Consider the following 14,694-nt stretch of genomic DNA (forward strand, 5'->3'; position numbering starts at 1 on the left):
AAAAATTAACACATATATTACTCGCAAATGAAGGCGACACCTCGGTTGAGTGTTTGCTTTTCTTTCTGGCCGGATCATCCCCGGCATGGAAAGGAATTGAGCATCTGAATTTTAATGGTTTATTTCCACTCTGGGGCAGTCTCCCGATGTACTTCATCGCTGTCACTTGGGGCTCACAACAGAAGAATATAATAAACTCGCTTACTCTCGAATGTATTTTGATTTCGTATTAGAGGGTTCGCAGAGAGTGACAATGAGTTCATTGTCAGACTGATCAATATCCCATGTAGCGCAGCCAATACAGTCAACAATGGGGCACTGGGAACTGATTGATATCGCTTCCTTAGGGATCACTTCGAAGAGCTCCCCGTTCACATAATACGATTTGGGTGCACAATTGGGACAACCATTTGAATCAAGTATCACGCCATCATATCTAAAAACTATGTAGTTTGGCTCTCCATCTATTGGAACCCAAATATTGGATCCATTTACATTCTTTTCATAAGCTGTATGCTTCCATTTGCCCACGATGGTTTTAATTTGTGGATCAGGTTTTGGGCTGTCCTTTTCACAGGCAACCAGAACAAAAAGCAGAACAATTGAGAATAAGGGGGTTTTCATAATTTGAGGTTTTTGATAGGATAAATATTAATCTGTTATCGTTGGAAAGCTTGGCATTTAATTAATCCGCATCCGTCCGGTAAAACCGTATTGTCCTGTCAGCTTAATTTACAAGGCGCCTAAACACCCGGTTTCCGGTACTTGATCCAGTTATTGGGAGTAATTGGTAAAGATTTTTGTGCTTGTGTGATTGAATTCTTTCCAGCACATCGGTGAGCCATTGCTGCTCATCAACACCGTTTTTCTTGCAGGTTGCCATAAAGGAATACATGGCAGCGGTCATTTCGGCTGCTTGGTGGGAGCCTGCGAATAAAAATGCCTTTCTTCCAATGGCAAGCGGCCTGATGGCATTTTCGGCCAGGTTACGAACTAAAAGATCTGTTAAAATATGGTTCTATAGGACGCATACAGACGCTCTACGCCTAAGTTAGGTTTCTTTTGCCAAATCGGACTTTGATATTTAATTATTTCAAGAATTGCTGCGTATAGTTGCCATTTATTTTTCATTTTTCAAATAAATACAAAATTCGTTTACGGCTCCACCTGCTTTTTCATACTTTCTCATTGAACACTTCCGAAGTCCCGATATAATGAATCGATCTGCTTTTCTTGCTTTATTGACCCGTTACGAAACGCATACGTGCACATCTGAGGAAAGTCAGCTGGTTGAGCAGTGGTATGAGTTGCTTGGAGAGCCGATTGAAATTCCGTTGTCGGAAGAACACTGGCTAATGATGGAGCAAATGCTTTGGCGTAAGGTCCAGCCGCAAACTCCGGAATTGGGCGTAGAACCTGTACTGTTCGTGAGGCCATTGTGGCGTAAAGTTGCATTCATCGCTTCCGGGATCGCTGCTGTTATTGCAATTGTGATCGGTCTGAATTGGTACCAGAAGCTGCACTCAAACTGGTTCGGACAGCAGTCGCTGATTGATAAAGTGGAACAGACCGAATGGACGCAGTTTGTGAATGAGTCTGGAAAATATAAGGAAGTTAAGCTGCCTGACGGAAGTATTGTCGTGCTGTCGCCGCGTTCGCAACTGGCCGTGCACAAGGAATTCAATAAGAAGACCAGGGATGTGAGATTACTGGGAGAAGCCAGCTTTAATGTGCGTCGGGATCCCAGCCGGCCGTTTCTGGTTTATTCCGGCGATATCACTACCAAAGTATTAGGGACGACATTTCAGGTTCGGGCAGGCGATCCCGGGCAACCTATTCAGGTGACCGTTCAAAGCGGTAAAGTTACGGTGTACAGGCAGGCGGCAAAGGACCTTACCAATGTTAGTCCCAACCGTGGTGTTATCCTGACTCCAAATCAGAAAGCTACTTATTTTCCTGACAATGAGCAATTTGTTACCAGTATTACGGAGGATCCGCAGCCGATTATGGCCTCTGTATCAGAAAAAGTGACAGCTCCTTCGCTCGTATTCGAGGATACGCCCATTGGAGAAGTGATCCACCAGTTGGAAGTCATTTACGGGACGGAAATAGAACTGGAGCAGGAGTCTTTGAGCCATTGCCCATTTACCGGGAATCTCACGCATCAGGACTTGTATACCAAACTGGAATTGCTTTGCGGGACGATCAACGGAAGTTACGAAGTGCGTGGGACCAAGATCCTGATTACCGGAAAAGGCTGTCAATAATCACTCAACTATAACCCCAATACTATGTGATAATCTTTATCTGACTTCCGGAAATGAAATCGGTACCGTTGCACCGGTACCGACTTTCTTCGCCCTTCCTGTATCTCGCAGAACATCCATTCCAGGGTGTAAAAGGGCTGCTATTGCTAAATCCTAAACAAAACTTAACAAACATTCAAAAGTATGAAAGACCATCTACATTGTCAAACCTGGCTTTGGGTAGTTATGAAACACTCCGTCTACCAATTTATCCTGGCGGCTTTTGTTATGAGTGCCATCCAGGCAGGGCCCACCCATGCGCAAAACCTGCTGGAACGGATCGTCACGATTCATCTCGACCATAGTAATGTTGGTACATTTTTGAATACCCTGGAAAAATCGACCGGAGTCGATTTCGTATACAGTTCCAAGGCGATTGGTGTCCAGCGAAAACTGTCTGTTCATCATATCAATCAAAAGCTGTCTTTTGTGCTCGAAACCACATTGAAACCCTTGAATATCGGTTTTCGGCTGGTAGATGGCTCCATTCTTTTGAACCGGTCTACCGGAGATTCTCCCGAGACAGTCGGTAATCCAGGTAATTTTCTGGGTGCAATTCCCATCGTAGATCCTCAGGACCGGACGGTAACGGGTTCGGTAACAGACGAAAAGGGCGAAGGGTTGCCGGGCGTGAGCGTAGTGGTAAAAGGTTCGCAACGTGGTACAGTCACCGGTACCAGTGGCCTATACAGCATTAGTGTTGCCTCAGATGCTGATATGCTTGTGTTTTCGTTTGTAGGGTATCTCTCACAGGAAGTTACTATTGGAAGCAGAAAAAAGATCGATTTGTCGTTGGTAACTGACACCAAGGCTTTGGAGGAAGTGATGGTAGTGGGCTATGGTACTCAGAAAAAGTCGGACCTTACCGGTTCTGTCAGCTCGGTAAAAGGTTCTGACCTGACCCGGCTGCCTACCCAGCGTGTAGACCAGGCATTGCAGGGCCGCGCCGCGGGTGTAATGGTGCAGAATACGGACGGGGCTCCGGGAGGTAATGCCACCATTCGCGTCAGGGGCGGTAACTCCATTACCGGCGGGAACAATGCGCTGGTGGTTGTAGATGGGATACAAGGCGTAAACATCACGACCATTAACCCGAATGACATCGAATCCCTGGAAGTGTTAAAGGATGCATCGGCCACGGCCATTTACGGTGCCCGGGGTGCTAACGGTGTTATCTTGATTACAACCAAAAGAGGCGCGTCAGGCAAAGCGGTTTTCAACTATGGTTTCAGTATGGGCGTGCAGACATTGAACCATAAATTGGATTTGATGAATGCCGGCGACTACGCCCGGAAGTCCAATGACTGGGCGGCCACGCAGAATGGAACCCCCAGCGCTCCCATTACGCCAATAATACCTTTTTCTACCGAGCAAATCGCCAAACTGGATGCTACTGGTGGCACCGACTGGCAGAATGAAATATACCGGAGCGGCAAGCTGCAGAACCATCAATTATCTGTCAGTGGCGGCGGTGAATCGGCCCGCTTTTTCGTGTCGGCGGGTTATATGGATCAGCAGGGAATCGTGTTAAACACGAAATATACCCGCTATAATTTGAGGAGCAACCTGGATCTGAAAGTAACCAGCTGGATGAATGCAGGTGTAAATCTTAACGTGATCAAGGACAAAGGAAATGTGCCGCCTGTGGGAGAGGGGACGCGTTTTGGCGATATTCTTGGTCAGGTAATCAATACGGTTGCAAGATTCGATCCGATCACACCCGTTTATGATGCGAATGGAAATTACAATAGCAAAGCTTTAAAAGGCGGACCCGATGGTTCGAAGATCTACGCCGATAATGATGTGTGGAATCCTGTTGCGACCGCCTTGGAAACCAAGTCGGAGAAAAATAACATCACCAACGAGATCAGCACGTTTCTTGATTTTAAACTGCTGAAAGGATTATCATTACGGGTTACCGGTGCTGCCAGCATTAACTCCAATGATGAGCAACATTATTACAGCACCAAAACGCAGCCCGGCCGCGGCGTGAACGGACTCGGTGACCTCAATGAAAGCAAATATCAGTATTTTCAAAACTCCAACATCCTTACTTACAGCAACATTTTTAACAAGAAACATGCGTTAACGATCACAGGGGTAGCAGAACAGCAATTGATACAATCCAAGAACTCTTTCATTTCCGCTCAGGGTTTTTTCAGCGATGATACCGGTATCAACGATTTAGGCGGTGCTTCTCAGATCAACGAACGTTACAATGCACAGGCAAAACAGGTTTTGAATTCTTATCTGGGCCGTGTGAATTATGTATTTGATGAAAAATACATGATCACAGCCAGTTACCGGGCAGACGGTTCATCGGTTTTTGGAGCCAATAATAAATGGGGCTATTTCCCTTCTGCGGCTGCTGCATGGCGCGTTTCCCAGGAGGCATTTCTAGAAAATGTAAAGGCTATTTCCAACTTGAAACTGCGGGCAAGCTGGGGAAAAACAGGTAACCAGGCTATCCAGCCTTACCAAACATTGGCAACGGTTGCATCGGGTTTCAATTATCCCTACGAAGGGAACAGTGAGCCCAATGTAGGCTTTGCCCTGGGCCGCGCCGCAAATCCCAATTTGAAATGGGAGACTACGGAGCAAACCAATGTTGGTATGGATCTGGGCTTCTTCGGTGAGCGGCTGGTTGCCACGGTGGATCTTTACAAAAAAACAACCACAGATCTTTTGTTAAACAAACAGGTAGAAGCCTACACGGGCTTTACCACCATTCTTTCCAATGTAGGCTCGATCGAAAATAAAGGACTTGAAATTTCTGTCGGTGGTAAACCGCTGGCAACCGGAGCTATAAAGTGGAATACCTCCGCCAACATTTCTTTCAACAGGAGCAAGGTTTTAACCCTGCTCGATAATGCTCCTTTGGCCATTCGGACCAATACGGGCGGCGGTTACCAGATCTATGGCAGCGGTTTTTCGCTGAAATACCTGCAGGTTGGGCAGCCGGTAGATCAGATGCGCGGTTATACAAACCTCGGAACATGGAGCGAAGCCGAACGTGCCGAGGCAAAGAAAATGGGGCAGGCCCCCGGTGAGGCCAAATGGAAGGATGTGAATGGCGACGGTAAAATAACAAGGGCCGGCGATGGGCTGGAAACGATCGGGAATGCTTCACCAAAATTCATATATGGCTGGAACAACAGTGTGAGCTACAATAACTTCGATCTGACTTTCCTGATACAGGGCAGTTATGGTAATGACATTTTCAATGCGGTGCGGATTAAAACGGAAAACCCATCTAATGGCCTGAGTGCGAATCTCAATAACAGGTGGACCGCCGACAACCAAAATACCGACGTGCCCGTGTTTTTGAGCTCACGCGAGAGAAACCTGCTGGATCTGGGAAGTAATCAGACCTCAGGTATTGGTGTGGATCAACGTTCCAGCCGATGGATCGAGAATGGTTCGTATCTGCGTATGAAAAACGTAACGCTTACCTATACCATTCCTACGTCGATTGTCGGTAAGATTGGCGTGAGCAGGCTGTCGACTTATGTGACGGCGATCAACCTGTTTACCATTACCAAATACACCGGCTATGACCCTGAGGTAAGCTCGTTCAATGCCGGCGGGGCAGGTGGCCTGGGTATTGACCTTAGTAATTATCCCACAGCCAAGTCATTCATGTTTGGAATCAATCTGACATTTTAAGAGCGCATCACAATGAAAAAGAACATATTATATCCAGGTAAAAGTGTCGTAGCACTCGTTTTGATGATTGTTAGTCTCTCCTGTCAGAGTTTAGAAGAGGCACCTGAGGGCATTTCTACTCCACAGAATTTTTATACGACCGTTAGTCAATGTGAGGCAGCCTATGCTGGTTCGATGAACGCCCTGTTTGTAACCTGGGGCGGCTACCAGAATATTCCAGCTTTTCCTGACGGCCAGTACGAAGGTACCAGCCTTGATTTTGGGGTTACCGCATTCAATGACCTTTGGAATTGGCACTACAAGTCGATCGCCAACATCAATTCCGTACTAAAAGCGGTCAAAGGTGGTAGTCTGGCCAGTAACCCGCAGGATGTCATAGACAATGTGATTGCACAGGGCAGATTCCTGAGGGCCTTCAACTATTTTACGCTGGTACGTTTGTATGGCAAAATTCCTTACATCACCGAAGATACGCCTGACCCGGTGTTGACGCCGCTAACACCCGAATCACGCCTCGAAGTAGCGGAAGTGTACGATTTGCTGGAAGCCGATCTGACATTTGCAGTGGACCACCTCGGCGACTACGACGCCGCAACTCCGGGCAAACCAAACAAATGGATTGCAAAAGGCTATCTGGCCAAAACATATCTGACCAGGGCAACTGCCCCGCTCAACCAGGCAGACTATTATGCAAAAGCACGCGATGTGGCCGACGAGATCATTACAAAAGGACCGTATAAACTGTTACCTAGTTTGCTGGATGTTTTCAAAACGGCCAACAACCGCAACATGGAGATTATGTTTGCTTTTCATACGACATCTCAAACACCCTACATGCCCGGCAATGTCTTTGCGCCTTCGGAAATGGACGGGTGGAGCGGCGGTCCTGTGAAGATCTACTGGGCTTCGAACATTTATCCCGAGCAGCCGCGCAAGCATAGCTACTTGCTCCTGGATTTTACTTCGGATATTTATGATCCTTCCGCACCCATTATCAACTGGTCAAAATCTGCCGACGGCGTTCCTTACATTGGCAAGTACAACATGCCAAACCTGACATATGACCAGCAGGTTGGCGGAGGAGATGCAGGCATCGAAATGAAGCTGCTCCGTTTTGCCGACATATTGCTCATCTACGCAGAAGCGGCCAACATGGCGGCCGGCGCACCTACCCAGCTTGCGGTAGACAGGCTGAACATGATCATCGATCGCGCCAATGCAGGTAATGGAAAAGAGCCGCGGGCCACGCTGGCTATGAGCAAAGCAGTTTTTGATCAAAAGGTCATTGATGAAAGAAGTTACGAGCTGTGTTTTGAAAACGACCGGTACTTTGATGTGCTGAGAAAACGGATTTTGGAGCAGGTCAATCTACCCGACAATGCCCAGGGGTTCCAGGAGACTGATTATTTGCTGCCTATTCCGGCACTGGACGCAAAGGCGATCGGGCAGAATCCGGGGTATTGAGCATTGCGCGGTCGCTGGCGCGTTCTGTTTAATTTGCTAAATCAGATACTTGATTGGTCAGCGTGAGCGCAGCGGCCGCCGTTGCGCTCGAAGTCAATAAACATCAACCCCAGCCTAAAACCTAAAATGCTAAAAACCGCCTTTACGATATTGCTTTTTATAGGTAGTCTGAATTTCTGCGCTGCACAAAGTCCGGATTCCCTTCTGCTGAAAAACTACCGGCCGCATGCTATTTACAAAATACCGGTAACCAAAATCACCAAAGCTAAATATCCGGTGATCGACATGCACGCCCATCCGGGAAATGTAAAGTCTGATGCCCAATTGAATGAATGGGTAAGTCGTATGGATCGTTTTGGTGTTGAAAAAACAATCATACTGACAATGCTGACCGGTGCCGCATTCGACTCGGTTTATAAGGCATATGCCCGGTACGGTGACAAGTTTGAGGTATGGTGTGGGTTTGATTATACGGGTTACAATGAGCCGGGGTGGGCGGAAAAAGCGGTGAGGGAGCTGGAACGTTGTGCCAAACTAGGCGCGAAAGGGGTGGGTGAGCTGGGGGACAAAGGCCTGGGAGAAGTTTTTTCGGAACCAGTACCTGCTTATGGTATGCACATTGACGACCCGCGAATGAAACCGTTGTTTGAGAAATGTGGTGAGTTGAAGTTGCCGGTAAATGTGCATGTGGCCGAACCGATGTGGATGTACCAACCAATGGACTCTACCAACGACGGGCTAATGAATGCTTACAGTTGGAAAGTTGACCAGACCAAACCAGGGTTTCTGGGCCACGGCGCGTTGATTAAAACGCTGGAGAATGTGGTCCGTGACAATCCCGGGACCACATTCATCGCCTGCCACCTGGCGAATTGCGAATACGATCTCTCCATCCTGGGCCGGTTGTTGTCGCGATATAAAAATCTCTACGCCGATTTTGCGGCCCGATATGCAGAGTTATCGCCCATACCAAGGTATATGTATTCATTTTTTGAAAAATACCAGGATAAGCTGGTGTACGGAACGGATATGCAGGCTACCGACTACATGTATGAGACGACGTTCCGGATACTGGAAACGACAGACGAACACTTTTACGCCATTGACCTCACCGGTTACCATTGGCCGCTGCATGGCTTTGGGTTGAGTGATACGGTCTTGAAGAAAATTTATAAGACCAACGCCGCAAAAATATTAAGTAGGAAATAGGCTGACCTGTCAACCATTAATTCGTTAGAAAATATGTATTTCAAAGTGGTATCGAAGGCCATTGTTTTCGTGTGCTTTCTTGCTGGCATTTTCGCATTCCGGTCTGCATTTCATGACGATCATTTTAAAGAAGATCAAAAACCTCGGTGGGAGAAAATAGGGCCTGGCGGTGGGGGCGCCACATTTATTCCCACATTCTCCTATCAGAGCACTTCTGAATTTTTGTTAAAATGTGATATGACGGGATCATACCTGACCAAAGACGGAGGTAAATCCTATGTCCAGATCAATCTTCCGAATGGGGCAACTAGTTTTGCTTATGATCCTGCGGATTCCAACACCATTTACATTGGTTCCAGTACATTAAAGAGGAGTAAAGACGGCGGTAAAACCTGGCAGCAGCTATTTCCAGCAAAAGCCGAAATCATGGGCGAATCCTACTCCGGCGATCACGCAAACTATCAGATTCAAACCGAAACCGGCTCACTTTATGAAATGAAAGACGCACGTATAGGAACCATCCGTGTGGACCCGGTCCGGTCGTCGTCATTATATTTTAGTATGGGTTCGTTTCTGTTCTATTCTGTCAATGGCGGCAAAAGCTGGGAGAAAAAGGATTTGGGAAAACGCATTGACTATTTGTATAGCAATACCTCGGGGCTCAAAGATGAGCTGATGATCTTTACTGCCGAGTCGGCTTTTGTTTATAATAAAACTACCCACAAGATCATTCCAAGAACTTTCCCGAAGGCCATGAGCCCCGCGTTTTCGTTTACGGCTGGCAGCGTGTCAAAAGGTGGTAAAGAAATTTTTTACGCATTGCATCACGATCCTGAGCAGGAGATCCGGGAGGAATTTGGCCATAGTGAGGTGTGGGTTTCGGAGGATAGGGGAAGTAGCTGGAAGAAAAGTGAAAGTCCATTTATTAGCAATGTAGAAGCAGGCGTAAAGCCCAGCTACTCCATGATTTCCTGTGCTGAGTTTGACGCCCGGCAGGTATACCTGGTCACTAACCGCTATGAAGAGAAGAAGGGCGACAGGTTTATTTATTGGTACGGCGCATTGAAAACGGGTGACGCCGGAAAAAACTGGGATTGGGTATGGAAAGGCGGCGGAGGCTCGGGGCAATATGGTGTGAAAGATGGCATCGATGTCGGTAACCTGAAAGATGCTTGGACGGCCAAAGCATTTGGCGGCGAGTACATCCGGTTAATGGATGTGGGCGTGTCCCCGATGGACGGAAACGTAGCGATCGTGACGGATTGGTACCGAACTATGAAAACCATGGACGGCGGTAAATCATGGAGTGAAATTTACAGTGAACCACAGCCCGACGGGTCTTACAAAAGCAGAGGACTCGACGTGACCACCAGCTACGGCGTTCATTTTGACCCTTTTGATAGCAGCCACATTGCGATCAGTTATACCGATATAGGCTTTCATCATAGTCTCAATGGAGGCAAAAGCTGGGTGCGGTCTGCGGATGGAGTTCCGGCTGAATGGGTTAATACTTGCTATTGGGTGGAATTTGATCCGAAAATAAAAGGAAAAGTGTGGTCGGTGTGGTCGGGCATGCATGATTATCCGAGGGGCAAAATGACCAGAAATCCTGCGTGGAAACAGAACGCAAAAGGTGGCGTTTGCGTCTCGACAGACGGAGGCAAAACCTGGCAACCCAGCAATGAAGGTATGGGAATGGATTCGCCTGCGACCAGCATTATCCTTGATCCAACGTCCACTCCGGGGAAGCGCACATTATATGCCAGTGTGTATTCCAAAGGCGTTTTTAAATCGACGGACGATGGCAAGACGTGGCAGTTAAAAAACAAGGGAATAGGGGAAAATACATGCGCCTTCGAGCTGACGCGGACCAGCAACGGTACACTTTTCCTGACCGTGAGCGCAACTCCCGCGCACAAGAACGGCAAAAAAGGCAGAGCGTTTTACTCGGGAGCCGTTTACAGATCGACAGACGGAGCTGAAAACTGGACCAAACTGCATGTTACGTCCGCCGACGAATTGCTTTTTCCGAGCGGTATCGAATGTGATCCCCAGAATCCAGACCGCATATACGTGGCTGGCTGGGCCGACATTGACCTAAGCGACCTGATCGGCGGAGATGTAGCACGGTCGACAGGAGGAAATGAAAAACTTAAAATCCCTGGCGGTATTTTTCTTTCGGAAGATGGCGGAACGAGCTGGAAAACTATTTTTGACGATAAACAATATGTATATGACGTGACAGCCGATCCGTATCATCCGGGAAGGCTTTATTGCAATACATTCAATAGCGCTGCTTATCGAAGCGATAACTATGGGAAAACCTGGAACAAAATCAAAGGCTACGATTTTCATTGGGGACAACGCATTACCATTGACCAGAATGACCCGGAGCAGATCTACATTAACACATTTGGTTCCAGCGTATGGCATGGCGTTGCTTTGACAGATCAGGGAAAAGGCAAAAACCCGAATGGCAGAAACGACCAATGGGGATTTGTAGGCTTTGGCGGCGGAGGAGCGATGTTTTATCCTGCAATCAGTCCGCATAACCCAAATCGTGCTTTGGTAGCCTGCGATATGACGGGCTCATTTGCTACTTATGACGGCGGGAAATCGTGGCGGATGTTTAATTTGAAAGGGCCTGTGAATTACTTTGCTTTTGATCCCGTCGATTCCAATACCGTTTATGCCAATTCAATCGGTTTATACAAAAGCACCGACCGCGGCAACACCTGGTCACTTTTCTACCCGTCTCCGTCAGATGTGAGCGGCATTGTTTCACAGGGTGATCACGCCAATGAAAAAGTCGTTACCAAAGATGGTACTGCGAGGAAAGTGCAGGCCTTTGCAGTCGATCCGGCTGATTCTAAAAAGCTATATGCAGCGATCTTAATTGATGAACAGTCTGGTTTTTATACATCAACAAACGGCGGTAGCAATTGGCGAAAAGAACACGAATTAGAAGGAAAAACAAAGAACATTTACATTCAGCCCGACTCTCCGGAAAACAATCGGACGATTTATATATGTGGCCAGAATGCGATCACCAAACGTGAAAAAGGCATTTGGAAAATCAACAAAAAACCGGACGTAAAAGAGCTTACCGAGTTTTCGGGAGGCTTTGACAAGAAAAATAAAAATTACATCATCTATGCCATTTCAGGCACTTCTTACTTTAATCCTGGAAAAGAAATCTCCGGAATTTATTACACAAAAGACGGCGGAGAGACATGGGAAAACAGGCAAGCCGGGCTGACTAAATTTACCATTAAAGGCGCCGCAGCTCCCGAGTGGCGCAGCATTGCTACAAGTGCCCAGCACCCGGAAGTGGTATATGTGTCTTACGCGAATTTGAAGGTACATCAGGACACTACCAGCATCGGCGTGGCGAAAAGTGAGGATTTTGGGTTAACCTGGAAGCTTGTATGGAAAGATGACCTTACCAAAAACAAGAATGTTATTTCCAAGAACTTTGAACTTGAATGGATCAATGAACGCTTCGGCCCGACCTGGGGAGAAAATCCTTTCTCAATCGGTGTATCACCTACTGACCCGGATATTTGCTATGCGACTGATTTCGGTCGTACCATTAAGTCACAAAATTGCGGCAAAAGCTGGGAGCAGGTTTATACCAGAAAAAAGGACGGTGGCGGCTGGATTTCGCGCGGATTGGAGGTAACAACGAGTTATGCGGTGGTTTTTGATCCTTTTGATACCAATCATGTTTTCATTGCGAATACCGATATCGGGTTGATGGAAAGTAAAGATGGAGGTGAAAGCTGGCTTAGTGCGACTCAAAATAATGGCGTTCCGGCAGCCTGGGCCAACAGTACTTACTGGCTTGAATTTGATCCGAAAGTGAAAGGCCGCATCTGGGCAGTCATGAGCGGAACACACGACCTGCCGCGACCGAAAATGTGGCGGAAAAGCGGGACGAAAGACTATCAGGGAGGCGTGTTGCTCAGCGAGGACGCAGGGAAAACCTGGAAGCCCGTCAGCCAGGACATCGGAGAAGGAGCCATGACGCACATTCTGATCGACACCGCCAGTGACCCCGAACGCCGGACATTGTATGTTTGCGTTTTCGGTAAAGGCGTATACAAATCCACCGATGGCGGGAAGAGCTGGAAGCAAAAAAACACTGGAATTGAAGGCAATCAGCCTTTTGCGTGGCGGATCGTGAAAAGAGAAAAGGATAATACATTGTTCCTGGTCGCAAACCGCCGAAGCGAAAATGGCAGCATCGGCGCGGGAGACGGAGCATTGTACCGCTCCATAGACGGAGCAGGGTCGTGGACAAAAGTAACATTGCCCGACGGAACCAACGGTCCGACCAGCCTGGCAGTCGATCCTCAAAAACCGCACAGGCTAATACTCTCTGCCTGGGGAAGAAGAACGGGCGGCAAATACGCGCCGGATACGGGAGGAGGGATTTTTGTTTCAGATGATGATGGAAACACCTGGGAGCAGACCCTGCAAAACGATCAGCATGTACATGACATTACCTACGATGCGCGCGTAAACACTTTTTACGCCTGCGGATTCAATGGCTCGGCTTATCGGTCGGAGGATTCCGGTCATTCTTGGACGCGAATCAAAGGCTACAATTTCAAGTGGGGCAAACGGGTAGATCTTGATCCGCGCGATCCTGAGAAGGTTTTTATCGTGACATTTGGAGGAGGTATCTGGTACGGTCCTGCGGGCGGTGATGAAGCTGCCGTGGAAGATATCGTGAATTGTTGTGATCAGAAACCTTCAACAGACGCTGATACCAAAGTCATTCACGAGATCAATCACAAAGAAATTCCTGCCGGTACAAAGACAATTGCCATTACAGGCGCAACGATCATTGACGGAAATGGCAGTGAACCTGTCGCGAATGGTTGTGTGGTGGTTGAAAATGGAAAAATCATTGAGGTTGGTAAAAACGGAGATGTTACCATTCCCCAGGGAGCCGAAATTGTCGATGGAAAAGGAATGTCGCTCTTACCCGGATTCATAGATTCACATTTTCACCTGGACGGAGAGGAGGGACTTACTTCCTTGTTTTTGCAACATGGCATTACTTCTTTGAGAGATCCGGGCGCGTGGATTGAAGCCTATGACGGAGAAAGAAAATCGGGAAAAGCAGTCCCGCGTTTATTCCTCGCCGATCCGCATCTGGATATGTTTCCACCTGCTTATCCCAAAGATGCATACGTAGTAAGAGATGCATTGGAGGCCGTCAATCAGGTTAATAAGATGGCTGACAGGGGAGCGTCGGTGATAAAAGTGTATTTCAGGCTGCCACCCGGGATTATTGCGGAAGTTTGCAAAGCAGCGCACAAAAGAGGCCTGCCGGTGACGGGACATCTGGAAACCACCGAAGCAATGGAAGCCATCAATGCCGGTTTGGATGGGATCGAACACATTACCTCATTCGGGCTTTCGCTACAACCAAAAATCGAGGGAGAAAAATACCGGCAAATGGTACTGGCCGATAACAATGCCCGAAAGCACGGCCGCTACGATGTGTGGGATAAACTCGATATCCACGGATGGCGTGTAGATACATTACTGTATTTTTTGGTGAAAAAAGGTACGTTTGTCAGCCCAACTCTTGGCGCATTTGAATATCAGGCGCCCGGCCAAAGCGACACCGCGTCAGTAGATTCCACGAAACTGGTTGGTTTCAAAAATATGAAAGCCTTAACCGCCAAACTGAAAAAAGGAGGCGTGAAAATGGTACTCGGCTCACATTCCATGATACCTTATGCGGAGACCGGCTGGGCGTTTCAGCGGGAACTGGAATTGTTTGTCGAGAGTGGGATCAGTCCGTCGGATGCCATTGTAGCGGCGACCATGGAAAATGCCAGGTTTTTCCGCATTGACGACCGGCTCGGCAGCATTGAAAAAGGAAAGATCGCCGATTTGATCCTGGTAAAAGGAAATCCTGTTCAGGATATCAGGGCTACAAGAAATGTTGTGAAAGTGATGTTGAATGGCCTTTGGGTTAAATAAAAAACAACTTAGATCAATTTCGCGCCGCGACTTCGTTAATACGTCC

Annotated in this window: 7 protein-coding genes; 5 read left to right on the forward strand and 2 right to left on the reverse strand. The window is 47.7% G+C overall.

The genetic code is table 11. The features are described from left to right. Positions 1 to 201: 201 nt before the first annotated feature. Positions 202 to 624, reverse strand: coding sequence for a hypothetical protein (locus tag LZD49_RS30800; protein ID WP_234671930.1), 423 nt, complete (start codon positions 622 to 624; stop codon positions 202 to 204). Positions 625 to 727: 103 nt separating this feature from the next. Further along, entirely contained in the window at positions 728 to 1,012 is a 285-nt protein-coding gene (locus tag LZD49_RS30805; protein WP_409021365.1) for a transposase domain-containing protein, read from the reverse strand. Positions 1,013 to 1,214: 202 nt separating this feature from the next. On the opposite strand from LZD49_RS30805, the gene LZD49_RS30810 reads away from it, so the two are divergent. The 5 genes from LZD49_RS30810 to LZD49_RS30830 all read left to right on the forward strand — a co-directional run bounded on the left by LZD49_RS30810 (position 1,215) and on the right by LZD49_RS30830 (position 14,648). After that, positions 1,215 to 2,267 carry a FecR family protein gene (locus LZD49_RS30810; protein WP_234671932.1) on the forward strand — a complete coding sequence of 351 codons (1,053 nt, stop codon included), beginning with the start codon at positions 1,215 to 1,217 and terminating at the stop codon, positions 2,265 to 2,267. Positions 2,268 to 2,492: 225 nt separating this feature from the next. Next, the gene (locus LZD49_RS30815) at positions 2,493 to 5,972 is read left to right on the forward strand and encodes a TonB-dependent receptor (RefSeq protein WP_234671933.1); all 3,480 of its coding nucleotides are present in this window, start codon (positions 2,493 to 2,495) and stop codon (positions 5,970 to 5,972) included. Positions 5,973 to 5,984: 12 nt separating this feature from the next. Next, positions 5,985 to 7,436: a RagB/SusD family nutrient uptake outer membrane protein gene (locus LZD49_RS30820; RefSeq protein ID WP_234671934.1), complete on the forward strand. Its 1,452-nt coding sequence runs from the start codon at positions 5,985 to 5,987 to the stop codon at positions 7,434 to 7,436. A 126-nt stretch (positions 7,437 to 7,562) separates the two neighbouring features. Next, complete coding sequence (locus tag LZD49_RS30825) at positions 7,563 to 8,645, forward strand: amidohydrolase family protein (protein WP_234671935.1); 1,083 nt, start codon at positions 7,563 to 7,565, stop codon at positions 8,643 to 8,645. Positions 8,646 to 8,678: 33 nt separating this feature from the next. Then, a complete protein-coding gene (locus LZD49_RS30830; RefSeq protein ID WP_234671936.1) occupies positions 8,679 to 14,648 on the forward strand; it encodes a VPS10 domain-containing protein in 5,970 nt (1,989 codons plus the stop codon). The last annotated feature ends 46 nt before the right edge of the window (positions 14,649 to 14,694 follow it).

The organism is Dyadobacter sp. CY261 (genome assembly GCF_021440085.1).
Taxonomy (GTDB): Bacteria; Bacteroidota; Bacteroidia; order Cytophagales; family Spirosomataceae; genus Dyadobacter.